This is a genomic window from Rhodococcus sp. IEGM 1351, assembly GCF_030056875.1.
Classification (GTDB): domain Bacteria; phylum Actinomycetota; class Actinomycetes; order Mycobacteriales; family Mycobacteriaceae; genus Rhodococcus_F; species Rhodococcus_F opacus.
Genome location: NZ_JASHKU010000013.1, coordinates 1 through 24,546, shown reverse-complemented (window position 1 = coordinate 24,546; position 24,546 = coordinate 1). Strand labels below are relative to the sequence as shown.

21 protein-coding genes and 2 pseudogenes are annotated in these 24,546 nt (G+C 66.7%); 11 read left to right on the top strand and 12 right to left on the bottom strand.

Translation table 11 applies throughout. The features are described 5' to 3' along the window. Nucleotides 1–19: 19 nt before the first annotated feature. Both QM806_RS22465 and QM806_RS22460 read right to left on the bottom strand, forming a co-directional pair. Nucleotides 20–2,923 (bottom strand): arylsulfatase, encoded by a 2,904-nt coding sequence (locus QM806_RS22465; protein WP_167117813.1) that lies wholly within the window; start codon nucleotides 2,921–2,923, stop codon nucleotides 20–22. Between the two features lie 136 nt (nucleotides 2,924–3,059). After that, nucleotides 3,060–3,782: a hypothetical protein gene (locus tag QM806_RS22460; RefSeq protein ID WP_005563406.1), complete on the bottom strand. Its 723-nt coding sequence runs from the start codon at nucleotides 3,780–3,782 to the stop codon at nucleotides 3,060–3,062. A 157-nt stretch (nucleotides 3,783–3,939) separates the two neighbouring features. Between QM806_RS22460 and ppsA the strand changes: the two genes are divergently transcribed. Beyond that, complete coding sequence (gene ppsA / locus QM806_RS22455; RefSeq protein WP_005563405.1) at nucleotides 3,940–6,309, top strand: phosphoenolpyruvate synthase; 2,370 nt, start codon at nucleotides 3,940–3,942, stop codon at nucleotides 6,307–6,309. Further along, nucleotides 6,306–6,671 carry a hypothetical protein gene (locus tag QM806_RS22450; protein WP_065491096.1) on the top strand — a complete coding sequence of 122 codons (366 nt, stop codon included), beginning with the start codon at nucleotides 6,306–6,308 and terminating at the stop codon, nucleotides 6,669–6,671. The genes ppsA and QM806_RS22450 overlap by 4 nt, the downstream gene beginning before the upstream one ends. Here QM806_RS22450 and QM806_RS22445 read toward each other — a convergent pair whose 3' ends face one another. From QM806_RS22445 to QM806_RS22435, 3 genes are read right to left on the bottom strand one after another with little or no spacing between them, the layout of a single operon-like run. Then, the gene (locus QM806_RS22445; RefSeq protein WP_283292906.1) at nucleotides 6,672–7,625 is read right to left on the bottom strand and encodes a 1-phosphofructokinase family hexose kinase; all 954 of its coding nucleotides are present in this window, start codon (nucleotides 7,623–7,625) and stop codon (nucleotides 6,672–6,674) included. A gap of 54 nt (nucleotides 7,626–7,679) precedes the next feature. After that, entirely contained in the window at nucleotides 7,680–9,191 is a 1,512-nt protein-coding gene (locus QM806_RS22440; RefSeq protein ID WP_349307606.1) for a bifunctional aminoglycoside phosphotransferase/ATP-binding protein, read from the bottom strand. A gap of 9 nt (nucleotides 9,192–9,200) precedes the next feature. Further along, nucleotides 9,201–9,758, bottom strand: a complete 558-nt coding sequence (locus tag QM806_RS22435) for a GNAT family N-acetyltransferase (RefSeq protein ID WP_054245545.1) — start codon at nucleotides 9,756–9,758, stop codon at nucleotides 9,201–9,203. Nucleotides 9,759–9,935: 177 nt separating this feature from the next. On the opposite strand from QM806_RS22435, the gene QM806_RS22430 reads away from it, so the two are divergent. From QM806_RS22430 to QM806_RS22400, 7 genes are read left to right on the top strand one after another with little or no spacing between them, the layout of a single operon-like run. After that, nucleotides 9,936–10,289, top strand: a complete 354-nt coding sequence (locus QM806_RS22430; RefSeq protein ID WP_005563400.1) for a three-helix bundle dimerization domain-containing protein — start codon at nucleotides 9,936–9,938, stop codon at nucleotides 10,287–10,289. Then, complete coding sequence (locus QM806_RS22425; protein ID WP_169693337.1) at nucleotides 10,286–10,606, top strand: dsRBD fold-containing protein; 321 nt, start codon at nucleotides 10,286–10,288, stop codon at nucleotides 10,604–10,606. The genes QM806_RS22430 and QM806_RS22425 overlap by 4 nt, the downstream gene beginning before the upstream one ends. Nucleotides 10,607–10,615: 9 nt before the next feature. Further along, nucleotides 10,616–12,385 (top strand): acetate--CoA ligase, encoded by a 1,770-nt coding sequence (gene acsA, locus QM806_RS22420; RefSeq protein ID WP_043788178.1) that lies wholly within the window; start codon nucleotides 10,616–10,618, stop codon nucleotides 12,383–12,385. Continuing rightward, nucleotides 12,382–13,380, top strand: a complete 999-nt coding sequence (gene pdhA, locus QM806_RS22415; RefSeq protein WP_005563393.1) for a pyruvate dehydrogenase (acetyl-transferring) E1 component subunit alpha — start codon at nucleotides 12,382–12,384, stop codon at nucleotides 13,378–13,380. The genes acsA and pdhA overlap by 4 nt, the downstream gene beginning before the upstream one ends. Next, nucleotides 13,377–14,351, top strand: a complete 975-nt coding sequence (locus tag QM806_RS22410; RefSeq protein WP_005261633.1) for an alpha-ketoacid dehydrogenase subunit beta — start codon at nucleotides 13,377–13,379, stop codon at nucleotides 14,349–14,351. The genes pdhA and QM806_RS22410 overlap by 4 nt, the downstream gene beginning before the upstream one ends. 15 nt (nucleotides 14,352–14,366) lie before the next feature. Then, complete coding sequence (locus tag QM806_RS22405) at nucleotides 14,367–15,533, top strand: dihydrolipoamide acetyltransferase family protein (protein WP_283292898.1); 1,167 nt, start codon at nucleotides 14,367–14,369, stop codon at nucleotides 15,531–15,533. Between the two features lie 9 nt (nucleotides 15,534–15,542). After that, the gene (locus tag QM806_RS22400) at nucleotides 15,543–15,791 is read left to right on the top strand and encodes an acyl carrier protein (RefSeq protein ID WP_005261629.1); all 249 of its coding nucleotides are present in this window, start codon (nucleotides 15,543–15,545) and stop codon (nucleotides 15,789–15,791) included. A gap of 11 nt (nucleotides 15,792–15,802) precedes the next feature. On the opposite strand, the gene QM806_RS22395 is transcribed toward QM806_RS22400, so the two are convergent. Both QM806_RS22395 and QM806_RS22390 read right to left on the bottom strand, forming a co-directional pair. Further along, a complete protein-coding gene (locus QM806_RS22395; protein WP_283292896.1) occupies nucleotides 15,803–15,994 on the bottom strand; it encodes a hypothetical protein in 192 nt (63 codons plus the stop codon). Between the two features lie 109 nt (nucleotides 15,995–16,103). After that, a pseudogene (locus tag QM806_RS22390) lies at nucleotides 16,104–17,003 on the bottom strand (cation-transporting P-type ATPase); the annotation flags it as partial. A gap of 202 nt (nucleotides 17,004–17,205) precedes the next feature. Here QM806_RS22390 and QM806_RS22385 point away from each other — a divergent pair. Continuing rightward, entirely contained in the window at nucleotides 17,206–19,539 is a 2,334-nt protein-coding gene (locus QM806_RS22385; protein WP_283292894.1) for a heavy metal translocating P-type ATPase, read from the top strand. 12 nt (nucleotides 19,540–19,551) lie between these two features. Here the strand turns inward: QM806_RS22385 and QM806_RS22380 are convergent, their stop codons facing one another. The 4 genes from QM806_RS22380 to QM806_RS22365 all read right to left on the bottom strand — a co-directional run bounded on the left by QM806_RS22380 (nucleotide 19,552) and on the right by QM806_RS22365 (nucleotide 23,376). Further along, nucleotides 19,552–20,433 (bottom strand): universal stress protein, encoded by an 882-nt coding sequence (locus QM806_RS22380; protein WP_005257925.1) that lies wholly within the window; start codon nucleotides 20,431–20,433, stop codon nucleotides 19,552–19,554. A gap of 121 nt (nucleotides 20,434–20,554) precedes the next feature. Next, nucleotides 20,555–22,273 carry a GAF domain-containing sensor histidine kinase gene (locus QM806_RS22375; protein ID WP_054245541.1) on the bottom strand — a complete coding sequence of 573 codons (1,719 nt, stop codon included), beginning with the start codon at nucleotides 22,271–22,273 and terminating at the stop codon, nucleotides 20,555–20,557. A gap of 45 nt (nucleotides 22,274–22,318) precedes the next feature. Continuing rightward, on the bottom strand, nucleotides 22,319–22,990 hold the full coding sequence (locus QM806_RS22370) for a response regulator transcription factor (RefSeq protein ID WP_054245540.1): 672 nt from the start codon (nucleotides 22,988–22,990) through the stop codon (nucleotides 22,319–22,321). Between the two features lie 95 nt (nucleotides 22,991–23,085). Continuing rightward, the gene (locus QM806_RS22365; RefSeq protein ID WP_054245539.1) at nucleotides 23,086–23,376 is read right to left on the bottom strand and encodes a hypothetical protein; all 291 of its coding nucleotides are present in this window, start codon (nucleotides 23,374–23,376) and stop codon (nucleotides 23,086–23,088) included. A gap of 296 nt (nucleotides 23,377–23,672) precedes the next feature. On the opposite strand from QM806_RS22365, the gene QM806_RS22360 reads away from it, so the two are divergent. After that, nucleotides 23,673–24,275, top strand: a complete 603-nt coding sequence (locus QM806_RS22360; protein ID WP_054245538.1) for an Rv1733c family protein — start codon at nucleotides 23,673–23,675, stop codon at nucleotides 24,273–24,275. Nucleotides 24,276–24,313: 38 nt separating this feature from the next. Here QM806_RS22360 and QM806_RS22355 read toward each other — a convergent pair. Beyond that, nucleotides 24,314–24,493: pseudogene (locus QM806_RS22355) on the bottom strand (glycosyl hydrolase family 65 domain-containing protein); the annotation flags it as partial. Nucleotides 24,494–24,546: the final 53 nt, after the last annotated feature.

Sequence of the window (24,546 nt, the reverse complement as noted above, 5' to 3'; positions counted from 1 at the left end):
GGGCAAAGGCATCGTCGCGTCAGCCGGCCGCGCCGTGCCCGACACCCTGCATCGCCGCGTGCTCGTGCAGCGCGAGCTCGGCCTCGTGGTGTGCCGGTTGGAGATCGAACACGACCTCGTGGACGGTCCCGGTGAACCGGTACGGGGCCTTGTCCTCGTAATCGCGGTCGACGACCAGGCCGTTGTCGCGGCCCACGTCCATTCCCGCGTACGAACTGAAGGCCACGGGCACCGTCCGGGGCATATCACCTTCCCCGATCAGTTCGTCGTTCGCCCACAAGGACACGTGACCACCGCTGCCCGGTTTGGGCTCCTCGGTCTCGAACAGCATCTTCACGGTGACGTCACCGGTCGGAATCTTCTGCTCGGACGCCTGCCTGTAGGTCTCCACACCGAGGAAGGAATACGTGTGGTGGAGTATGCCGGTGCCGTCGACCCACAGTGCGAAGCCGCCGATGAAGTCGGCGTTGGCAACGATGACACCCTCGGCGCCGTCCTCGGGTACGTGAAGGTTCGCTTCGATGGCGTACGAGCGTCCCGCCACGCGAGGGACCATGCCGCGCTGCACGTTCTGGACGTCGCCCTTGAAGGTGAATCGCGTGGTCGTCGGCATCGGCGGCAGCAGGCCGAAGAAGATCGACATTCCCCCGAGCAGGGGGAGAGCCCGGTTGCGTTCCGCCTCACGCCACCACAGCTGCTTCAGCTCCTCCAGTCTGTCGGGGTGATCGGCGGCGACGTTGTGGGCCTGGGAGAAGTCGTCGGGCAGGTAGTAGAGCTCCCAGACATCGTCGTCCGGGTTGTAGACACCCGGTGCGAACCGTTTGATGGTCTCCGGGGAGAAGTCCCAGGGGGCCTTGTCCAGGCGGGTGCACGCCCACCAGCCGTCCTGATAGATCGCGCGGCTGCCGAACATCTCGAAGTACTGCACCGTGTGCTGTTCGGGCGCGTCGGCGTCGGCGAATGTGGGGAGAAAGCTCGTTCCGTCCATGGGTTCCTGGTCGATCCCGTCGACGGTGGTCGGTTCGGGCAGCCCTATCGCGGCGAGGACGGTGGGGGTGATGTCGATGCAGTGGGTGAACTGCCCCCGCACCTGTGAGTCGGGGGTGATCCGGTTCGGCCACGCGATCACCATCGGGTCGCGGTCGCCACCGAGGTGGCTGGCCATCTGCTTGCCCCACTGGAACGGGGTGTTGTTCGCGTGCGCCCAGGCGGCGGCGAAGTGCGGAGCGGTGTGGTCGCCGCCGAGCGCCTCGATCCCACCGTATTCGTCGATCAGCTTCAACTGGTGTTCGGCGTCGAGTACCACCCCGTTGAGGAAGGTCATCTCGTTGAAGGAGCCGGTGATCGTCCCTTCCATGCTGGCGCCGTTGTCACCCCAGATATAGAAGACGAGCGTGTTGTCGAGGTCGCCCATGTCCTCGATCGAGTCGAGCAGCCGCCCGACGTTCCAGTCGGCGTTCTCGGAGTACCCGGCGAACACCTCCATCTGCCGGGCATAGAGCTTCTTCTGGGAGTCGGACAACGTATCCCAGGCGGGAAACAGGTCCGGTCGCTCGGTCAGTTCGGTGTCCGCGGGAACGATCCCGAGTACCTTCTGACGCTCGAGCGTCTTCTCGCGGTAGGTGTCCCAGCCGTCGTCGAATTGCCCCTTGTATTTGTCTGCCCATTCCTTGGCCACATGGTGCGGGGCGTGGCTGCACCCGGTGGAGTAGTACATGAACCACGGTTTCTGTGGGTCCTGAGCCTGGACACCGTGGAGCCACTCCACCGCCTTGTCGGTGAGGTCGTCGGGGAAGTAGTAGCCGTGACCGTCTTTGCCCTCCGGGACGCCGAGGACCGAGTTGTCCTGGGTGACGATCGGATCGTATTGTCCGGCCGCACCACTGAGGAATCCCCACCAGTGGTCGAAGCCCCACCCCTGCGGCCAGTTGTCGAAGGGTCCGGCGGCGCCCTGCACGTTGTCCGGGGTGAGATGCCACTTGCCGAAGCCGCCGGTCACGTACCCGTTCTCGCTGAGAATCCGGGGGAGTGCGGTGCAGCTTCTCGGCCGCACGGCCGTGTATCCGGGGAAGGGGCCCGGGTACTCGGCAATCGAGCCGAATCCCACGCGGTGGTGGTTGCGGCCGGTGAGAAGCCCCGCCCGGGTGGGCGAGCACACCGCGGTCACGTGAAAGCGGTTGTAGGTCAATCCCTGTTGCTGAACCCGGCTCAAGGTGGGGGTGCGGATAGCACCGCCGAAGGTGTCCGGTCCACCGAAACCGGCGTCGTCGATCAGCACGATCAGCACGTTCGGAGCACCGTCCGGTGGCTTCGGCCCGGGCACGATCGTCCAATCCGGTACGGAGTCCTGCACCGTGCGGCCAATGGTGCCCCCGAAGGTTCGGTTGGGGATCGGTAGCCGCGTGCGGTCCGGATCGAACTTCCCCATTGCAGAGGCCAGGGACGCCTCGAGGTCCCTCAGGCTCGAACCATCCAACTCCGCGACCGACTTCAGGGGGGCGCCGCCGAGCGCCTGCTCCACCTGCAGCCGGCTGCCCGACGGCAGGACCGCGATCAACACACATGTCCCGGAGGCCAGCGCCTCACCGATCTTGGTCTCGAGGCCGCTCGTGATGCGGTGTGAGGCGAACTTGCCTGCCAGCGCGCCGGCACCGGCGCCGACGGCGGCTGCAGCCAGCATCGGCGGGGCGAACAACCCCACCACCAGGCCGACCCCGGCACCCCAGCCGGCGCCTTTACGGCCCAGATGGTCGCCCGTGTCGATCATGGTGAGGTTCCCGTCTGGGTCCTTCGTTACCAGGACTGCACCCCGAAGGGTGATCTGCTTGCCGCGCACCTGAGCGGTGAGCGCGTCGAAGTCCTCACGGGCACGGTCGAGGTCCGGATAGCCGGCGACGAGGACCAGCGCGTTGTCTTCAGTCATGGGGGGAATCTCCGTCATCGGTGTCGCCGGTTCTGTGTGGGCGGCCTGCTCTCGATGCTCGTCCGGCGGCAGACTCGGCGACAAGGATCTAAAGACCTCAGTTGCGCCACTCGTCCCGTTTGCGAACGGTGCCTGATCAGCCGCACTCGCGGCGGCGGCCGAGATCGATCCGTCGCGGGACGAAGCCACGCCTCGGGGGCCGTGGTCGTGCAGCTTCGGTGCCGGCGGCCGATGCGAGGGCCCGGATCGTGAGAAGCATCTTCCGGCTCATGACGAAGCCGATCGGCTCCATCAGCAGAGGCCCGAAGAAGAGACGGCTGACGAGTCCGGGGCCGCAGGAGCTGCAGCCCCGCTCGATCAACCGGGTGCGCCCAGCCTGGTCGCGAAGAAGATGAAACGCCCAGATGGAGGCGTCGCCGGTGCGGGGGTCGCGGGCATGGAGGACCAGGCGTGCATTCGGTTCGACCGACGCGACAGTCAGCGGGGGCGCTTTCGGGTGCAGCCGCACTTCGTCGCCGGTGTCCAGGTTCTGGTAGTCCCGAAGTACCTTGTCGGTGTTACGCACGCGACAACCGATGAGGTTCTCGAGTCCGACGTAACTGTAGAAGCCGCCGCGGCCCTGACCCAGCTGGACGATCCAGGGCCACACCACTTCCGGCGGCGCGTCGACCGTGACGGCGTGCGTGTAGCGCCATGCGGGGTGGGGGATCAGCTCGTCTCCCGGCAGCGCTGCCGCCGCCTCCGTTGCGGTCGCGCCCCACGTCGTGCGCCGCCGGCGCAGCGGTTTCGTCAGGATCACGTGCGTCGCAATCAACACCGCACCACCGAGGGACTGCCGGATGACGGCCGAGCGCGCCACGACGGTACCTCCTGTCGGTCGAGGTTACGTCCCATCATCGAGCCGCAGACCGGAGTTCGACAGGGTATTTCGGCCCCGCGCGAAGTGGCGGTGACTTTGGACCCTGTGCGGTCCGAAGTCGACGGTGTTCGCTGGACCATGACGACGAGGAGACCTCATGAACGTGCAACAGACGGTGGTCGAACACCGCTGGGTCAAGCCGATCGATCAACTCGGATTGGCGGACGCACCATCGGTAGGGGGCAAGGCGGCCAATCTCGGTGAGCTGACGCGCGCCCGCTATCCGGTCCCACCAGGATTTGCCGTCACCGCGGAAGGCTATCTGGGGGCGATGGACGAGGCGGGAGTGCGCGACACCCTTCGGGAACACGGGTTGCCGAAAGCCGGGACCGACGACAACACCCTCACCGCAGCGTCGCACGAGTTGCGGTCGACCGTACTCGGCGTTCCGATGCCTGCTGCCCTGCGGGCGGAAATTCTCGCTGCGTATCGTGAGCTCGGCGCGGGGGCGCCGAGGGTCGCGGTCCGCTCGTCCGCCCCCGCCGAAGACGCGGCCGACACCTCGTTCGCAGGTATCCACGACAGCTTCGTCGGCGTGTCCGGTGACGACGCGCTGATCGAGGCAATCGGCAAATGCTGGGCGTCGCTGTGGTCCGAGCGCGCACTCACCTATCGCAGCGTTCAGGGAGTGACCGACGAGCCGTCGATCGCGGTCGTCGTCCAGTTGATGGTGGACGCCGACCAGTCGGGCGTGGTCTTCACCGCAGATCCCAGAACCGGTGCACGCGATCGCATCGTCGTCGAAGCCGCGACCGGACTGGGCGAGGTCGTGGTGGGAGGCCAGGTGGAGCCGGACACCTATGTGGTGGCGAAGTCGGGATTCGCAGTGATCGACGCCCACATCGGGTCACAGTCCTTCTCCATCACCGCGGATGACGAAGGGGAGCATTCGGTAGAGATTCCCGCCACGGCACGAGGCCGACGCGTTCTCACCGACCAGCAACTCGAACGATTGGCGTTGCTCGCCGTCGCTGTCGAAGACCATTATCACGTCCCCCAGGACCTCGAATTCGCGTTCGCCGCAAATCGGTTGTGGATCGTCCAGACGCGCCCCATCACGACTCTGGGACAGCCCCGGGCTCGCACGGAGGAACATCGCGAATCGACGAGCAAGGCCCTCGTCCACGGGCTCGGCGCAGGCCCCGGAACCGCGACCGGCCGCGTCCGCATCCTGCGGTCCGTGTCCGACGCCCACCGGTTGTCCGACGGAGAGATACTCGTCGCACCCATGACACGCCCCGACTGGCTTCCCGTGCTGCGCCGTGCGGCGGCGATCGTCACGGACGGCGGCGGGATCACCTGTCACGCCGCCATCGTCGGTCGCGAGCTGGGACGTCCCGTGGTCGTCGGTACCCGGACCGCCACCACCGAACTGGTGGAGGGGGCGATCGTCACGGTCGACGGTGATTCGGGGGTGGTCTACGACGGAGCGGTATCCACCTCTGCACCGGAGTCGTCGGCGAAGGGTGCCGTTTCCGCACCGCGACCGGTGACGGAGCGGACCGGTACGGGGTCCGCACCGGAGGCGACGGCCACCTCCGTGTACGTCAACCTCGCCACACCGGACGCCGCCGACCGTGTGGCCGCTTCCGACGTCGACGGAGTGGGGTTGCTGCGCGCCGAGTTCATGATCATGGACGCGCTGGGTGGGACACACCCGGCAGCGATGATCGCGCAGGGACGCCGCGACGAGTACGTGGCCGAGATGGCGGCGGCGGTCGAACGCATCGCCGCCGCGTTCACGCCGCGCCCCGTCATCTACCGGGCGATCGATCTACGCACCAACGAATTCGCCAACCTTTCCGGTGGCGACGTGGAGCCGCACGAAGACAACCCGATGATCGGCTACCGCGGCTGCTTCCGCTACGTGCGCGAACCCGAACTGTTCCGCCTCGATCTCGACGTGCTGTTCACCGTCAGGAAGCGCTACCCGAACGTGCATCTGATGATCCCGTTCGTCCGCACCCGGTGGGAGCTCGCTCAGTGCCTTGCCGACCTCGACTCCCATCCACTGGGCGCGGATCGCCGCATGCACCGATGGATCATGGCGGAGGTCCCCTCCGTCGCGTACTGGATTCCGGAGTACGCGGCCCTCGGCATCGATGGCGTCTCCATCGGTACCAACGACCTCACCCAACTCGTGCTGGGAGTCGATCGGGATTCCGAGATCTGCCGGGATCTGTTCGACACCATGGACCCCGCCGTACTCGACGCCATCGACGTCATCATCGAGCGTGCCACACGTGCCGGGCTCACCACCTCCCTGTGCGGGCAGGCAGTGTCGACCAACCCCGCTCTGGCGGAACATCTCGTACGCAACGGCATCACCTCGGTGTCCGTGGCACCGGACGTCGCCGCCATTACGCGCCACAACATCGCGGCTGCGGAACGCAGGATCCTGCTCGACCGAGCGAGGTCAGACCTGCGAACGTCCGCGGATGGGGACCGGCGAGGAGGAACCCGATGAGCGAACCCGTCGCGACACTGATCAGCAGCACCGGCGACTCCGTCACCGTGCACGGTCCCGGTGGCACCGACACGGTGCTGCCGGTCGCCGTGTGGCAGCTGCCCGACGCCCGTCAGGTGGTCGTGGTGGGGGAGGGCGGTCCGCTCATCGTCGCCGATATCGACGGGGCGCAGCTCGCCGAGGCGATCCAGTCGAGATGGCCCGGCGCCACCATGCTGGAGCGCCGCACCCGTCCCATCGCCTCGACAGGTGACCCACGAGCTTACGACGCCGTGTACTGTCAACTCGCGCTGGATGGTTCACGATGCGATCCGAACTACGCGGAACTGAGCGCGGCCGGTCTCCATCTCGCTCACGCCTGACTATCCGACGATGGTGCCCGCGGCGGATCCGTCGGTGAGCAGTTGATAGAACCTCTCGACGTCGGATCGCCGGCACAGGGCGGTGCCCGGTGTCTGCAGCATGGCCGCCCCCGCGGCGATCCCGTACCGCACCGAGTCGCTCAACGAACGACCCTGTGCCAGGCCGCACACCACGCCGGCGACCATGCTGTCGCCCGCACCGACACCGCTGACCACCGGGACTTGGACCGACGGGAGATACTCGTCACGGTCCCGCGTGACCAGCAGAGCGCCATCGGCACCGAGCGAGAGGACGACGACCTGGGAGATCCCCCGGTCGATGACTTCCCGAGCCGCAGCCACCTGGTCGTCGATCGCCGACAACTCCCGCCCCGTCCAGTCCCGGAGTTCGCGAATGCTCGGTTTGACGAGAAACACACCACCCCGAAGTTGTCTCAGGGCCGGACCGGACGTATCGACGATGACTCGCGCACCGAGGTCGCCGACGACGTCTGCCACCTGCTGGTAGAAATCGGCGGGCACACCCGGTGGCAGACTTCCGCTCACCACCACATAGTCGGCGCCCGACGCGACCTCGATGACCAGGTCGAGACAGGCCACCTGTTCCCTTGCGGTCACTGTCGGTCCCGGCAGGACGAAACGGTACTGCAGACCCGTCTCGTTCTCGTTGATCGTCAGGCTCTCCCGTGTGGAACCGCGGATCGTCAGACTCCGGATCCCGACACCCTCGGTGGCCACGAGATCCTCGAGGGCCCGGCCGGTATGGCCGCCCGAAGGAAACACCGCCGTCGCGGGAGTTCCGAGAACGTGCAGTACCCGGGCCACGTTCAGTCCGCCGCCGCCGGGATCGCGGCGAGGTGCGCCGCAGCGCACCTTGTCGGTCGGCACCACCCGATTCGTGCTCGTGGTGATGTCGAGCGCAGGATTCATCGTCAACGTCACGATGTCGGGCATGGGCTCTCCTGTCGTCGGGCACGCCGGGCCGTTACCGGCGAACGGTAGCTGTGACTACTCATCTCGCCACCCCGACGTGGAATGCCAGATCCGCTCCGCCGTCTGCACGCTGTCCCCGGCGGCCGTGTCCGTGTCGACCGCGGTGGCCGACGTCCACGCCGTGGCACTCGCGGCCATCGCGTCGTACACGACGGGGGTGGCGTCCGAGTCGCCGGTTGGACGGCTCCCGATTCTCGCGATCGCCACGGCGCGTGGTGCCCTGCATACGAGTTCGACGAGATCGCTGTGGGTGCAGGAAGCGACGAGCGCAGCGCGCTCCCGGAGCATCGGGTGGGGCCACGACGCATCCAGCACGACCGACCTTCCCGCCGTGAGATGGTCGCGAGCGCGCCGCAGCACCTCGGCGTAGGTGCGGTCGGTCATGGTGCCGCTGTACAGGCCCTCACCGAATCCGGCCACCTGACCGAAATGCGGATCGAGGCCGGCGAGTTCCTTGCGGACGCGGTCGCTGGAGATGACGACGGATCCGGTGACATCAGCCAATCCGCGTGACAGCGTCGACTTTCCGGTGCCGGGCAGCCCACCGACCAGAGCCATTCGCACGGTTCCGGCGCGCAGATGCCGCAAGGCCAGGCGGCAGTGCGCCCGGGCATCCTCGCGGGCAACGCGGGAGCCCTGCGTGTACCGCAAACAGGCCACCTTCGCGCGGACGAACGCCCGATAGGCGATGTAGTGATGCCGCAACGATGTCGGGGGCTGGTCGTGTGCCGCGGCGCAATATCGATCGAGGAACCGCAACCCGAGGTCCTCGCGTCCCAGGTACTCGAGATCCATGGCAAGGCATGCCGCGTCGTCGATACCGTCGACGTGGCGTAGGTGGTCGTCGAAGTCGAGACAGTCGAGAATGCGCGGCCCATCGTCGAGGCAGAAGATGTCGTCCGCCAGAAGATCGCCGTGACCATCGACTGTCCGGCCTTCCCGAATGCGGTTCTCGAACAGCTGTTTCCGCCCATTCAGATACCTGAGGGCCCGTCGCTCCACCTCGTCGACGTCCGCAGCCGGGAGGACATCGCACCGGTAACTCGTCACCTCGGAGACGTTGGCGCACCACCGCGCGGCCACCGCGCCGGGCATGGCGTCACGATCGATGTCCGCGGACTGGTCCGCTCCGGCATGGAATCGGGCGACGACGGCGGCGATCGCATCCACGTGTGCGGTGGCGTCACCGCCCCCGCCGAGCAGCCGGGTCAGTCGTCGGTCCGACGGCATCCGGCGCATCTTGACCAGCGCTTCGGTCGGTCCTCCCGCCGGGTCCGTCAAATCGGCGACTCCGAGATACACGTCGGGGCACAGCCTGCGGTTCAATGTCACTTCACGCTCACAGGCCGCGCGACGCCTTTCGGCGGTGCCGAAGTCGGCGAACGCCGTCCGGATCGGCTTCTTCGCCTTGAAGACGACATCACCGACCATGACGACATAGGCCGTGTGCGTCTCGACTCCGTCCACCTCGAGGCCACCGACTGCCTGCGGTGGCGAACACCTCTGAGTTCTCTCGGTCGCCGACATGATGGTGCGTCACATCACGACGGGCCGGGGCAGCGCCGAAGGTCCGTCAGCCTGCGCGTCCTCATCGAGGTCGAGGTCGAGGTGAAGCGTGGTCCCGTCACGACGCAGCGCGTGGGCCCACCCCCGCTCTCGGATCACCTCGAGCATCACGGTGTTCTGCGCCAGCACCTCCGCCGTCATCCGCCCGATACCGTGCGCCCTCGCTGCGTCGACGAGCCGGGTCAGCAGCATCGTTCCGATTCCGTGCGATTGGTAATTGTGATCGACCACCAGCGCGAATTCGACCAACGGGGAGTCGTTGTCCAACTGGTGTACCGGGCTCACGTAGTTCGCGACTCCTACCAGGACGCCACCGATGTAGGCGCCCAGTGCGCAATGCCCGGGGTCTTGCCGGCACAGTGACGCGGCCAGATCCCCGAGATGCGTCGGACGGGCGCCGAAGAACCTCAGGTACGCGTCGTGCTGGTCCATCCGCTCGTGCAGAGACTGCACGTCGTCTCGGTCGGTGGGTCGAAGGGAGCGCACGACGACACCCGTGGTGACCGCGCGTGGCATCCGGGCTTTCATGCACCGTCACCTCCGTCGTCGGCCGTCGGAATTCATTCAAGCGTGGGAGGCGGACGCGGCGTCAGAGCCTTTGGTCCTCGACTACGGTCCTTCGCCTCTATTGCCGGTGTCGGTGGGTTCGCGATGCTGAAGGAAACCAAGGACGCCCACCCGGCATCGAAGGATCCTCGAAACGCAATGACCAGCACGAACAGTGACACGGAGACCACGTCGATGGTGCATGCGCAGGCCCCGGTGGTGGAGCGGCTGATTCCCGAGTTCGGGGGGAGTTTCACGCGGGACGCGATTGCCCGGATAGTCGCGGGCAGCATTTCGGATCTCGCGGGGGTGCCGATCGCCGACATACCGGAACTGGCCGAGCGAGTTGCCCGGCAACGGCTCGTCACGGCACTCGAACGGCATCCTGAACGGTCGCCGTCCGAGCGTTGTGATCCCACACCGCGCAACCGAGTGATCGTGGCCCACCGATCCGGGGGACCGGGCCCCGTTACCGAGCGTCACCACACAGCAATCGAACAGGAGTGGCCATGACGGACCAGTGGCACGGGCGCGATGTGCAGGGGCCCGGAGCGGCGGTGACCAGACCGCTGCCCGCGACTATGTGGCCTGTGGAGATCGAGATATACGAACCCGACGCGGAGCCGACCCGTTCCCAGGCCAGGGCGCGCCTGCGTACACACGACAAGACCCTCCTCGAGGGACGGGGAGAGGCCGGCTGCCACTCTCGACACGGCACAGTACAGGTCAGCCGCGAGATGGCTGCTGCTCGTGCATTGACCGACTTGGCGCACCAATTGTTCGAGCTGGCAGCCACAGAGGACGCGGCTGCATGCGGACGCGGATTGTGATCAGCGGCCATGAGCATCACTCCCACATCGCCGCCCACCAGTGGGGTGGCACCGAACTTCACCGACTACGACGGTGAACGGTCCCGGTTTTCGTGGTCTGCCATCGAGCGTCGACTCGGGCCGGCCCCCGGTGGCTGCAACATCGCGTATTACGCGGTCGACCGCCACGACTGTGGGCCGCAGCGGGACAAGGTCGCGTTCCGGTTCGTGGGTCCGAACAAGGGCGCCGGCGAGCTACCCGTCACCGAGGTCACCTTCGGTGACTTCGCGCACCGAGTCCGCAAGTTCACCGCCGTGCTGCGCGGACTCGGCGTGGGGAAGGGCGACCCCGTCTTCGTGTTCACCGGTCGTATTCCGGAGCTGTACGTCAGCATCCTCGGGGCGTTGCGCAACGGAAGCGTGGTCTCCCCGTTGTTCTCCGCCTTCGGCCCCGAGCCGTTGGCCACGAGACTTCGGCTCGGCGACGCCCAAGTCCTGGTGACCACCGAGCAGCTGTATCGGCGGCGGGTGGAGAAGATCCGCGACTCGGTGCCGTCCTTGCGCCACGTGCTGGTGGTGGGGGATGCCGGTTCGATCACCGACGTTCCGGACACGCTCGACTTCCACAGCATGATGGTGGACGCCGACGGGGACTGCGATATCACCCCGACCTGCGCCGACGATGTTGCCCTGCTACATTTCACCAGCGGAACGACCGGTACCCCGAAGGGCGCGGTCCATGTCCACGGCGCCGTGGCCACCCATTATGCGACCGGGTTGTTCGCCCTGGACCTGCATCCATCGGACGTATTCTGGTGCACGGCGGATCCCGGCTGGGTCACCGGCACGTCGTACGGGGTGATCACACCGTTGCTGCACGGCGTGACGTCGATCGTCGACAGCAACGAATTCGATGCCGAACGGTGGTACCGCATCCTCGAGGAGCAGGCCGTCACGGTCTGGTACACCGCGCCGACCGCGATCCGCATGCTGATGAAGTCCGGGCCGGAGTTGGCGCACAAATACTCCTACCCCCACCTGCGGCTCATCGCCAGTGTCGGCGAACCACTCAACCCCGACGCCGTTCTGTGGGGACGAGACGTGCTCGGTCGGCCCATCCACGACAACTGGTGGCAAACCGAAACGGGCGGCATCATGATCGCCAACACACCCGGTTTCGCCATCAAACCCGGATCGATGGGACGACCCCTCCCGGGCATCGACGCCGCCATCGTCCGACGCACAGGGGACGGCGGCATCGAAACCGTCGAAACACCGAATGTGGAGGGGGAACTCGCGATACGCCGAGGCTGGCCCTCGATGTTCCGCGGTTACCTGCACAATGACGACCGGTACCGGCGCGCCTTCGCGGGCGACTGGTACCTGACCGGCGACTTGGCCAAGCGCGACGCGGACGGCTATTACTGGTTCGTGGGTCGGGCCGACGACGTCATCAAATCGGCGGGTCACCTCATCGGTCCGTTCGAGGTGGAGAACGTCCTCATGGAGCATCCCGCGGTCGCCGAAGCGGGAGTCATCGGCAAGCCGGATCCGATCGTGGGTGCCGTGGTCAAAGCCTTCGTGTCCGTGAAGACGGGCTGGAACGCGGACGACGCCCTGCGCCGTGAACTTCTCGGGTACTCCCGCAAGAAACTCGGCGCCTCGGTCGCCCCCAAGGAGATCGAGTTCGTGGAGGTTCTCCCGCACACACGGAGCGGCAAGATCATGCGCAGGCTGCTGAAGGCACGCGAACTGGGTCTGCCGGAGGGGGACACATCGACTTTGGAGGTGGGTGGATGACTGCCCCGGACTTTCCCTACGACAAGGCGTTCGCGGTCGAGTTGCTGACGGACATGCTGCGCATTCGACGCTTCGAGGAGAAGGCTGCGGAGCTGTACGGCGCCCAGAAGATCCGCGGGTTCCTGCATCTGTATGTGGGGGAGGAAGCGGTCGCGGTCGGGGCCTTGCATGCCCTGTCTCCGGGCGATGCGGTGGTCGCGACCTACCGCGAGCACGGCCACGCGCTGGTGCACGGTGTCCCGATGAACTCGATCATGGCCGAGATGTTCGGGAAACGCGAAGGCTGTTCGAGGGGGCGAGGCGGATCGATGCATCTGTTCGATGCCGCCACCCGGTTCTACGGGGGCAATGCGATCGTCGCCGGCGGTCTGCCGCTCGCGGCCGGTCTGGCGTTGGCCGACAAGATGCAGGGTAAGCGCCGAGTGACGGCCTGCTTCTTCGGCGAGGGCGCGATGGCGGAGGGCGCCTTTCACGAGACCATGAATCTCGCATCGCTGTGGCAGTTGCCGGTGCTGTTCTGCTGCGAAAACAACCTGTACGCCATGGGCACGGCCTTGTCCCGCTCGGAATCTCAAACGGATCTGTGCGTCAAAGCCGCGTCGTTCGACGTCCCGACGCTCAAGGCGGACGGCATGGATGTGATTGCTACCCTGCACGCGGCCCGCTCCGGCGCCGCGCACGTCCGCACGACCGGCGGCCCCTTCTTCATCGAATTCCAGACGTACCGATTTCGTGCCCATTCGATGTTCGACCCGGAACTGTATCGCGACAAGGCGGAAGTGGAGTCCTGGAAGGAGAGGGGTCCGATTCACACCTTCTCGGCGCGGCTCAAAGCGCTCGGGCTGTTCTCGGAGGAGGAGTTCCTCCGCATCGACGACCGCGTCATGTCGGAGGTCGATGCCGCGGTGAACTTCGCCGAGGCAGGCACCTGGGAGGCGCCCGGGGACCTCCTGCGCGACGTGCTCACGCCGGCGCGAACAGAGGAGGCGTCGTGAAGATCAGCTACCGGGACGCGATGCGGGAAGCGATCCGTGAGGCGATGCACTCCGATCCGCGGGTGTTCCTCATGGGTGAGGATGTCGGACGCTACGGCGGCACGTACGCGGTGTCCAAGGGCCTGCTCGCCGAATTCGGGGACGAGCGGATCCGCGACACCCCGCTCTCGGAGTTGGGTTTCGTGGGAGTGGGGATCGGGGCGGCCGTGGGCGGGATGCGCCCGATCATCGAGGTGATGACCGTCAACTTCAGCCTGCTCGCGCTCGACCAGATCGTAAACACCGCAGCGTCGCTCCGGCACATGTCGGGCGGACAATTCTCCGTCCCCGTGGTGGTGCGCATGGCGACCGGCGCCGGCAGGCAACTCGCCGCGCAGCATTCGCACAGCCTCGAGAACTGGTACGCCCACATCCCCGGAATCCGGGTCCTGGCGCCCGCGACAGTGGCGGACGCGCGCGGCATGCTCCGACCGGCCCTCGCGGACCCCGATCCGGTGATCATCTTCGAACACACCCAGCTGTACAACTCGTCGGAAGACCTCGAGGGGCCCGTCCCGGTCGACATCGACTCGGCAGCGGTACGCCGGGAGGGAAACCACATCAGCCTGATCACGTACGGCGGTTCGCTGCCCAAGGCCCTCGCCGCCGCCGACGTACTGGCAGAGAAGGGAATCGCCGCCGAGGTCGTCGACCTTCGGGTGCTGCGCCCCCTCGACACCGACACCATCGCCGCGTCGGTCCGGAAGACACACCGTGCCGTGGTGGTCGACGAGGGCTGGCGCACCGGCAGTCTCGCGGCGGAAGTCATGGCGCAGATAGTCGAACGCGAATTCTACGAGCTCGACGCGCCACCTCGCCGCGTGTGCAGCGCCGAGGTCCCGGTCCCGTACGCCAAGCATCTCGAATACGCGACCCTTCCTCAGGTCGAGACCATTGTGTCCACGGCGTGGAATGTGATCGGCGATCGGTAGGAACGAGGCATAGCCATGTTTGATTTCACGCTGCCTTCCCTGGGCGCCGACATGGATGAGGGAACGTTGACGGACTGGTTGGTCAAACCCGGTGACGAGGTCGAGCGCGGTCAGGCGATAGCGACGGTCGACACCGTGAAAGCGGCCGTGGACGTGGAGATCTGGCAGAGCGGCACCGTTCACCGGTTGCTCGTCGAGCCCGGAACGACCGTGTCGGTCGGAACCCCGTTGGCAACGCTGTCGAGTCCCGGAGAATCACCACCGCCCGAGCGACCGTCTGCCGATGCGGTGCCCGGCACCACCACGGTCGCCACCGCACCGGAACCAGCACCGGCACCGGAACCAGCACCGGCACCACGGCGCAAGGTCTCGCCCAGGGCGCGCAGGGAAGCGGAAAGGACAGGGATCGATCTCGCCGGTGTCACCGGGACAGGCGCCGGTGCTGCGGTCACGCTCGACGATGTTCAGCGCGCGGCAGCCCACAGCATCGAGCCTGGACCGGCCAAGGCCGAGGCCAAGACCCGCGATATGCGTCGCGCGATCGCTGCTTCCATGAGCCGCTCCAAGCGGGAGATCCCGCACTACTACCTGATGGACGAGATTCCACTGCGGACGGCGACGGACTGGTTGCGCACCGAAAATGCCGCCCGTCCGATCACCGAACGAGTCCTCCTCGCCGCTGTGCAACTCAAGGCGGTGGCGCTCGCTGCCCGGCAGTTCCCGGACCTCAACGGGTTCTGGCTGGACGGCGAGTTCCGGCCGGCACCCCACATCCACCTCGGGGTGGCGATCTCTCTGAGAGACGGAGGTCTGGTCGCTCCCGCGGTCCACGACACCGCCGACAAACCCCTCTCCCAGCTGATGGTGGAACTCGGCGATCTGGTGACCCGGGCCCGTGCCGGTTCGCTGCGCAGTTCCGAGATGTCGGACCCGACGTTGACCGTGACGAACCTCGGGGAACGTGGGGTCACCTCGGTTTTCGGTGTGATCTATCCGCCTCAGGTGGCGTTGGTGGGTTTCGGGAGGCCCAGTGAACGCCCCTGGGTGTTCGACGGAGATCTGCAGGTCGCGACGGTCGTGACAGCTACCCTCGCCGCCGATCACCGTGCCAGCGACGGAACACGGGGCGCACAGTTCCTGACCAGAATCAACGAACTGCTCCAACAGCCGGACAAGTGGTGAGGACGACAGATGAACAGCGAGACGATCGACTCGAGAGTCATACGCGCATTGCGGGAGATCGCACCGGAGATCGAGGACGAGGAACTGTCCTCGGATGTGCCGTTGCGCGATCAGGTCGATCTGGATTCGATGGACTGGCTGAACTTCCTCGTGCGCCTGCATGCCGTGTTCGGCGTCGATATCCCGGAATCCGACTACGCGACACTGGTGACCGTGGAGGACATCGTCGAATACATTGCCTCGCAAACACACACGTGAGGGCGACGCGGCTACTGCGGGACCTCGGCGGGCGACCGGGGCGCAACGCTCCCGGGTGTCCGTCGCCGGTGCCACCGCCACGCTTCGTCACAGACGATGAACGGCAGCGGAAGGAGCCACAGCACCTGATGCCACTGCGGAATCACGGTTCCGAAGATATGTCGAAGCACCGGCACCGTGACGACCAGCGCGGCGAAACACACTTCGAAGGCGATTCCCCACAGCAACAGGGGGGTTGGACGCGACTCCAACCTTTGCGAGCGATGCGTGCTCGGTTCGCGAGGCGAACGCAGTGCCGATCTGGCAGGCGACGATGCCGAGGAAGCTCATCGTCGTCGCCGATTGCCAGGTGTGGTGCAGGATTCCGGCACCCACATCGGCACCCAGATACCAGCCACCTTCGAGAAGTGTCGCGAAGAAGAGCGTCATCACCAATACTGCCGACACACCTCCCAGCAGACCCCACGACCGGACGAGGAGTGCCGGTCTTGTCGGTACAGATGACGCTGGTGGAGCCGAGTGTTTCCACAGCGGAGAGACGTTTGACCAGGGCGCCCTGTCTGGCGAGAGTACGCACGCCCACCGCGAGAGCCAACGTGATCGTCGGCAGTAGGCCCTCCGGCACGTTGGCGACCAGGAGCCCGATTGCGAATTGACCGAATCGTCGAGCGACAACCCCGCCATGAGCGTCCCCAGCGGGATGAACGCCAGACCCATCTCGAGCGATCCCGGCAGGAGTCGCGCATCGGCGGACACGCGGTCTCCTTCGGTCAGGAAGATCACGTCCCCCGGCACGAGCGACCGGACGTCGACCGTCTCCGTCGTTCCCTGACGGGCGACGCGCGCCCTGGTCGGCAGAAACGCCGCCAATGCTTCGACCGCCTGCTCGGCGTGTCGTTCCTGCACGAACGCGAACGCGGCGTTGAGCAGGATCACGATGACAATCGCGACACCCAGCGGCGCTGAGCCGCTGAAGACGGCGAGTACGGCAGCCATCCACAAGAGCAGCGCCAACGGATGCGTGAACTGCCGCAGTAACTGCCGGGGCCAGGTGCGACCGCGATGCCGAATCAGTTCATTGGTCCCGTAGACGAGTGTTCGTCGCTCCGCTTCCCTCCGTGACAATCCATCCCGTCTGGTGCGGAGGTCACGCAGTAGCCGGTCGGTCGACTCCTGAGGGTCCACGCGAGCTGTCTTCGTCGGCGTCACCATCGCGCGCTCCTGGTCGTCGGGTCGTTCCGGTACGGATCACGTGGGACGGGCCCGGCGGGGTTCTTCTCCGACGGTGCGCCATCGGCGGTTGCGTAAAGGGACCTTGGTCCTCTCTTACGGTCGCACGCAGCCCGAACCGGGTCGGGGCTGCGACGATGGAGACACGCGTCCTCACGCGTCGGCCCTCGACGAGGGAAGGCATATGCACGACACACGAACCCGCGAAACGTGGAATGCGCGCCTGACGAGGCTGTTGGCACCCACCCTGCTCGCAGTCACGTCGGTGGCGCTCGTGTCCGGCGTGGTGGCCACTTCGCTCGGTCGGCCGAGCGTCGCGGACTCGTGCTGGGCGATCGGCACGGTGGTGTCCCTGGCGCCCGCTGTGGGTTGGGTCGTCGTGGCACTCCGTCAGCGCACAGCTGGTGTCGACCTCATCGCCGTGCTCGCCCTCGCGGGAACACTCGCGGTCGGCGAGTATCTGGCAGGTGCCCTCATCGGGTTCATGCTCGCGACGGGGCGCACGCTCGAATCCGCGGCGGAGCGGCGCGCGTCACGCGATCTGCGCGCCCTCCTCGAACACGCACCACGACGAGCACACAAACGGATCGGCCACGACGTCGTCCTCGTCCCCTTGGACGCGGTCGAGCCCACCGATCTGCTGGTCGTCGCGTCCGGAGAGGTTGTCCCCGTCGACGGCGTCGTCGTCGCCGACCGATCGGCCGTCCTGGACGAGTCCGCGCTCACCGGGGAGTCTCTCCACGTCGAACGCCGGGTCGGGGAGTCGGTGCGCAGTGGGGTGGTGAACGTCGGATCGACGATCGAGCTGCGCGCCACCGCGAGCGCCGCGGACAGCACCTATTCGGGCATCGTCCGACTGGCGCAGGAGGCCGCTGCCGACAAGGCACCGATCGTACGGATCGCGGACCGCTTCGCCGTCTGGTTCCTTCCCCTGGCCCTCCTGGTGTCGTCCGTCGCATGGTGGCTGAGCGGTTCCGCCGTGCGCGCGGTCGCAGTTCTCGTGGTCGCGACCCCGTGTCCGTTGCTGCTCGCCGCCCCTGTCGCCATCGTGTCGGGGCTGTCCCGCGCCTCACGGATCGGTGTCGTCATCCGCGGTGGTGGAGCACTGGAAACACTCGGGCGAGCTCGGACCCTGGTGATGGACAAGACGGGAACCCTGACGACCGGCAGGCCATCGGGACTCGACGTCGCAACCGCCCCCGGCCACAATCCCGACGAGGTACTTCAACTCGCCGCAGCCGTCGACCAGCTGTCACCCCATGTTCTCGCCGAGTCGATCGTCCGCTTCGCGAGGGCACGGGGCTGTCCGCTTCCACTGCCCACCGATATCAGCGAGCAGGCGGGGACCGGGGTCACCGGCATCGTGAACGGTCGTGCGGTGAAGGTCGGTTCGGATCACGGCGTGTTGCCGGACTGGGCGGAGGCCGTCTCGACGCGATCGGCCCTGGACGGCGCGGCGGTGGCCTGGGTCCAGGTCGACGACGCACTGGTAGGGGCGATCCTGCTGCGGGATCCTCTTCGTCGAGACGCGCCTCGCACCTTGCGGCGATTGCGGGCAGCCGGACTGGACCGACTGATCATGCTGACCGGAGACCGCCCGGCGCCCGCCCTCGAAATCGGATCCATCGTCGGACTCGACGCCGTGCTCGCGGAGCAAACTCCCATGGACAAGGTGGCAGCAGTTCAGGCGGAGAAGCGCAAGGCTGTGACGATCATGGTGGGAGACGGGATCAACGACGCCCCCGCCCTGGCGGCGGCGTCGGTCGGAGTGGCGATGGGGGCGCGGGGAGCCACGGCCAGTTCGGAGGCTGCCGATATCGTGCTGACGACCGATCACCTCGCCCGGTTGGCGGACGCGATGGAGATCGCACGACGGTCGAGGCGGATCGCGATCCAGAGTGCCGGGATCGGCATGACGCTGTCGCTGCTGGCGATGATCGCCGCGGCGTTCGGCTGGATCGCTCCCGCGCCCGGCGCCCTGCTGCAGGAAGGAATCGACGTGGCGGTCATCCTCAACGCCCTGCGCGCCCTTCGCGGCGGCCGCTCCTCCGAACTCACGGTGACGCGAGAAACCGGCCTGCTGTTGCAGCGTTTCGATCGTGAGCACGACGATCTGCGGGGAGCGCTGGCGCTGATACGTGACGCTGCAGAGCGGGTGACCGCCGAACCCGGAACCGAGACACTGGCGGCGGTGCGCAGAGCACACACCGTCCTGGTGGAGCAGGTCCTGCCCCATGAACGTGCCGAGGAGACCCAACTGTATCCCGCGCTGGCGGACGCCTTCGGAACGGCGGAAGCTACCGCCCCGATGAGTAGGGCTCATGCGGAGATCGATCGACTCAGCCGGCGCCTGGGAACTCACCTCGGCGCGGTCGAGGCGCACGGCGAGGTCCGCCCGGACCAGCGTGATGACCTTCTCGCCTGCCTGTACGGGCTGTATGCGGTGCTGCGTTTGCATTTCGCCCAGGAGGAAGAGGACTACTTCGCCCTCGCCCCGAGAGTCGACGACGATCACTGACAGCCGTCGGCGCTACCGGACGACGAGGAGTGGGCAGCGGACGGAGTGCATCAAGGCCCTGCTCGTGGATCCCAACAACATACTGGTGAAGCCACCGCGTCCGCGGCTGCCCACGACGAGAAGTCGCGCGTTGTCGGCTTGTTCGCGCAGGTTGCGCACCGGTCGGTCCATCACGACCATCGTCCGAACCTTGACGTCCGGGAAATCCTCGGCCCGGCCGGCGAGACTCTCCGACAGGAGGGCCGTTTCCTGGGTGACGACCTGCTTCCACCCGGAGACGCTACCGCCCTCGTGGTGCACCGGGAGGTCGACGTCGGACCAGGCGTGAACGGCCACCAGTTCGCACTGCCGGAGGGCGGCCTCCTCGAACGCCATCGAAATGGCGGGCTCGCTGTGTGCCGACCCGTCCACACCCACGACGACGGGCCCCTCGAGTCGGGTGACCTCGGAATCGGGAAGCCCGCGGATGACCGCCACCGGGCACGGTGCGTGGGTGGCGACCGCGGCGCTGACCGATCCCAGGAAGCCGCGCTCGATGATGCCCTGCCGGTTCGAGCCGACGACGACCATCGCGGCGGATTTCGATCTTTCGAGGAGTTCACCGGCCGGCGTTCCGGTGCAGAGCGTGGTGTGAATGTCGAGGGAATGCCCAGGTACCGCTCGGGCGGCGATTTCCGCCGCGGCAGCCAGCCGGTTCTTCCCGTTGCGTTCCTCGTCGTCGAAGAAGCTCTCCGGCATGCCGATCGGGACACCGTAGGCGCCGGGCACGAACGTGGTCGAGACCACCGACAGTGGGGCATTACGTAACGCCGCCTCCTGTGCGGCCCACGCGACGGCCTGGAGGGACGACGGTGAACCGTCTGTTCCGACAACGATCGGGCGGCGGGCGGTCATGGTGTTCTCCTCGGGGCAACGCGCGGCAGGAGTTGCCGCTACCTCTCATCGTTACGGTGCCTCCGACGCCGGCGTAGGGGAGAAGGTCCCCACCTCGGCGGACGGGCGAGCCGATCCCGGCTCAGGGCAGTGGAGCCGACCACCGGAGAGTGGTTCCGCCGCCGGGGGTGGTGTCGATGGTGAAGCGCCCGTTGACTTCCTGTGCTCGGGCAGCCAGATTGTCCAGGCCACTTCGGGAGACGCCCTCCGGAAACCCTTTGCCGTCGTCCGCGACCTCGATGACGAGATCGTCGTAGACGGAGATGCTGACGGTGACTGTGCCGGCCGCTGCGTGGCGCACCGCGTTGCTCAGTGCCTCACGCAGGACCGCCTCGGCATGTTCGGCGAGGACGGCATCGATGACCGACAGCGGCCCGGACATGTGCACGGTCGTGCGCAGCCCTGAATCCGCGGTGATCTCGGCGATGATCTCGTGCAACCGCCGCCGGAACTGGGTCACGGCACCCGAACCGCCGTGAAGGTCGAAGATCGCGGTACGGATGTCACGCACGATATCGTGAAGATCGTCGACCGACTGCCCGAGTCGCTGCTTGACCTCGGGTGACTTCGCCCTCTGCAGAGTGCTCTGGAGCGACAGGCCGACCGCGAAGAGCCGCTGGATGACGTGGTCGTGGAGATCCCGCGCGATCCGATCCCGATCGGACAGCACGTCCAATTCGTGCATCCGGCGCTGACTGTTGGCGAGCTGCAGCGCGACGGCCGCCTGATCGGCGAACCCCGACATCAACGCCAGCTGGTCCTCGGTGAACGGCGCTGCGTCGGCATGACGGAGCACCACCAGTACACCGGCCACCGATTGCGTTGCACGCAGCGGCAGCGCCAGCGCCGGACCGAACCGGGTTCCCGTCTCGAACCCGGGATCGAAGGCCAGAGCGTTGACGCGGAGCGGTGTCCGCTCACGGAAGGCTTCGCCGGACGTCGACCCTTCGAGTGGAATCGTTCGGCCGATGCGAGCCGACACCGTTCCGGCCGACGCGGTGACCACGAGTTCGGTGACCTCGTCCGACGGGATGTCGGGGTCGTCCGGCACCGCGAGAAACGCGCTGTCGGCATCGGTGAGGGAGAGCGCGTCGTCGGTGATCACCTGCAACACCTCGGCGGTCTCGCTGCCCGCGAGTAGTTCGGTCGCTATCTCACGCGTCGCCTCGAGCCACGCCTGCCTCGTCCGGGACTCCTCGTACAGGCGGGCGTTCTCGATCGCGATCCCGGCGGCGGCCGCGAGTGCGCGGAGAAGGACCTCGTCGTCCTCGGTGAACTGTGCACCGTTCGCCTTCTCGGTGAGATACAGATTCCCGAACGCTTCGTCTCGGATCTGAATAGGAACGCCCAGAAAGGTTTTCATCGGCGGATGGTGGTCGGGGAATCCTACCGAGGCGGCGTGATGGGAGAGGTCCTTCAGTCGGACCGGCTTGGGATTGGTGATGAGGAAACCGAGTACCCCGCGACCGCGGGGCAGGTCGCCGATACGTTCGCGTGTCTCCTCGTCGATGCCCTCGAAGACGAACTCACTCAAGCCCTCGCGCGGGCTGACCACCCCCAGCGCACCGTACCGGGCATCCACGAGATTGATCGCGGCATGGACGATGGTGCGGAGCGTGTTGTCGAGGTCGAGGCCAGACGTGACCGAGAGCATCGCCTCGAGGAGTCCGTCGACGTGCTCCCGGGCATCGACGATCTGCACGATGCGTTCCTGCACCTCGGTCAGGAGTTCACGGAGCCGGAGCTCGGAGAGGCTGCCGAGACGAGGTGCGCTGTCCCGTTCATCGGGTTGACGGGTCACGACACGTATTGTCCCACGTCGTGGAGGCGCGCCGGGGCGGAACCGCTACTGGGCTCGGGGCTTCGCCTGTGAGGTGTCGGACGGTCTCGACGGCATCTTCGTGGCAAGTACCGCTGCCTGAGTCCGGCGTTCGACTCCGAGTTTGGTCAGCAGCCGGGAGACGTAATTCTTGACGGTTTTCTCCGCGAGGAACATCCGTGCAGCGATCTGACGGTTGGTCAGCCCTTCACCGAGCAGGGCGAGGAGCGTCCGTTCCTGATTGGTCAGGTGCCCGAAGATTCCGTCCTTCTCACTGGCGTCCGCGCGGATCTTCATCATCAGGGCGGCGGCGGCGCGACTGTCGAGGAGCGACTTTCCTGCCCCGACGTCGTGGACCGCCTGGGTCAGTTCCATACCCCGGATGTCCTTCACGACGTATCCACTGGCCCCGGCGAGAATCGCGTCGAGCATCGCCTGGTCGTCCGTGAACGAGGTCAGGATGAGGCAATGCAACTCCGGCATCAGCGAGTGCAGTTCGCGGCACAGTTCGATTCCGTTGCCGTCGGGGAGACGGACGTCGAGGACCGCGACGTCGGGTTTCAGGGCCGGCACTCGTGCCATCGCCTGCGAGTAGGACGCGGCTTCACCGACGACGGTCAGATCGGGGTCGGCGGTGAGGAGATCGGCGATTCCGCGCCGGACGACCTCGTGGTCGTCCACGAGAAAGACGTTGATCATGCCGCAACCTCCAGTCTTGCTGTGTGATCGCTCCGGAAGATCAGACTACGCCGGGAGCAGCAGGCATCAGAAGCGTCGCCCGAGGAGCCCGGTGCTCATCGAGCAGCTGGACGGACCGGGCGCGCCCCGTGCCGGCGTGGTCGGTGGGGCATCAACATCGCCACGGCCAGGCCGACGGTGGCGACGAGTGTCGCGGCCGCGCCGACCCCGACCAGCGGGGTTGCGAGCCAGGCGCCGAGCAGGACGACCAGGCCTGCGGTCACTGCTCCCGACAACAGCGCCAGCACCAGCCCGATCGGGTGGAGGTACAGGAACTCGCCGGGTTCGTCGTCGCGCCGGTGACGGTCGTCGCGCGGCGGCGACGCGGTGGTGTGACGTTCGAACATGAGGTCCTCGTTCCTTCGCCGACGGGTGGTTCCGATGTTGTGCGTCGGCCTCTTCCACAACGGTGCGATAACGGAGCGCCCGATTCCAGGGCCGAAAGTCACTCCTGTCGATCTCTGCGGGAGGACGGCGAAGCATGGTGTGCCATCCGGCGTGCAGCGAAGCCGCGCTCCGATACCGGCAGATCGCAGAATGACATTGCAGGACAGGGCAACCCCTGCCTATGACCTTGTGCCCTAGGCTGTCCTCCTCGTACGCGGAAGACTCGGAAACAGAAGGACGGTCCGAGGAGGCTGTGATGACCACTGATCAGGCACTGCGCTGGTGGCGGCTGGCGCCCTGGAGCCGAAATCCGCTCATGCGAGCCACGGACCGTTGCGACTCCGTCGTCGCGGCCGTCCTGATCACATTCGTCCTGATCGTGGTCCCGTTCGCCGCGGCGTTCGGAACCGTGACGTACACCGGCCTGAACGAACGGTCTCATGCCGAACTCCAGACCAGACATGCACAATCAGCCGTTCTCATCGATGATCCGCGACAAGTGGTGGTCGCCGACGCGCCCAGCCGCTCACCGGAAACCCAGGACCGTGCGACGGCTCAGTGGACTGCACCGGACGGCACCCTGCGCTCGACCGCCGTGGAAACCACACCCGGCACTCATAGCGGCGACACCGTTACCGTGTGGGTGGACACGAACGGCAACGTGGTCGACGAACCCCGGTCAGGGGTGCAGAACGCGGCGATCGCCGTGAGCGCGGCACTGACGGTCTGGGTCGCCGCGGCGGTCTGCTCCCTCCTGCTGTATATGGGGGTGCGGTGGATGAACGGACGAAGCCGGATGCGTCAGTGGGACCGAGAATGGAAGGATCTCGGCCGCACACCGGGATGGCCGGTCAGTTGACATCGTGATGCGCTTGTCCCGGACGGGCTACGCAGCCGCTAGCCCAGACTCACCGTGCACCCCGGCTCCAGTCGGACCATCTGGTCACGACACGAGATCTCGATCGCGCGTCGATTTCCGGCGCCCGCGCTGACCTGAACGCGTCGACCGTTAATCGTCAGCCACAACTGGTGCCCGCGATAGACGATCGGAAACTCCAGCGCACCGAGCGCGTTCGGTTACGTCCACGATGATGGTGTACGAGCCGGATCTCGTACCAATGACCGGCGTG

Bases quoted from the DNA above. Each gene is read 5' to 3' on its own strand.
- QM806_RS22405 (WP_283292898.1), top strand. From the start codon at position 14,367: ATGTTTGATTTCACGCTGCCTTCCCTGGGCGCCGACATGGATGAGGGA.
- QM806_RS22380 (WP_005257925.1), bottom strand. From the start codon at position 20,433: ATGACCGCCCGCCGCCCGATCGTTGTCGGAACAGACGGTTCACCGTCG.
- QM806_RS22440 (WP_349307606.1), bottom strand. From the start codon at position 9,191: ATGTCGGCGACCGAGAGAACTCAGAGGTGTTCGCCACCGCAGGCAGTC.
- pdhA (WP_005563393.1), top strand. From the start codon at position 12,382: ATGACTGCCCCGGACTTTCCCTACGACAAGGCGTTCGCGGTCGAGTTG.
- QM806_RS22370 (WP_054245540.1), bottom strand. From the start codon at position 22,990: ATGATCAACGTCTTTCTCGTGGACGACCACGAGGTCGTCCGGCGCGGA.
- QM806_RS22465 (WP_167117813.1), bottom strand. From the start codon at position 2,923: ATGACTGAAGACAACGCGCTGGTCCTCGTCGCCGGCTATCCGGACCTC.
- QM806_RS22385 (WP_283292894.1), top strand. From the start codon at position 17,206: ATGCACGACACACGAACCCGCGAAACGTGGAATGCGCGCCTGACGAGG.
- QM806_RS22400 (WP_005261629.1), top strand. From the start codon at position 15,543: ATGAACAGCGAGACGATCGACTCGAGAGTCATACGCGCATTGCGGGAG.
- QM806_RS22360 (WP_054245538.1), top strand. From the start codon at position 23,673: ATGACCACTGATCAGGCACTGCGCTGGTGGCGGCTGGCGCCCTGGAGC.
- QM806_RS22430 (WP_005563400.1), top strand. From the start codon at position 9,936: ATGACCAGCACGAACAGTGACACGGAGACCACGTCGATGGTGCATGCG.
- QM806_RS22425 (WP_169693337.1), top strand. From the start codon at position 10,286: ATGACGGACCAGTGGCACGGGCGCGATGTGCAGGGGCCCGGAGCGGCG.
- QM806_RS22450 (WP_065491096.1), top strand. From the start codon at position 6,306: ATGAGCGAACCCGTCGCGACACTGATCAGCAGCACCGGCGACTCCGTC.
- QM806_RS22435 (WP_054245545.1), bottom strand. From the start codon at position 9,758: ATGAAAGCCCGGATGCCACGCGCGGTCACCACGGGTGTCGTCGTGCGC.
- ppsA (WP_005563405.1), top strand. From the start codon at position 3,940: ATGAACGTGCAACAGACGGTGGTCGAACACCGCTGGGTCAAGCCGATC.
- QM806_RS22445 (WP_283292906.1), bottom strand. From the start codon at position 7,625: ATGCCCGACATCGTGACGTTGACGATGAATCCTGCGCTCGACATCACC.
- QM806_RS22365 (WP_054245539.1), bottom strand. From the start codon at position 23,376: ATGTTCGAACGTCACACCACCGCGTCGCCGCCGCGCGACGACCGTCAC.
- acsA (WP_043788178.1), top strand. From the start codon at position 10,616: ATGAGCATCACTCCCACATCGCCGCCCACCAGTGGGGTGGCACCGAAC.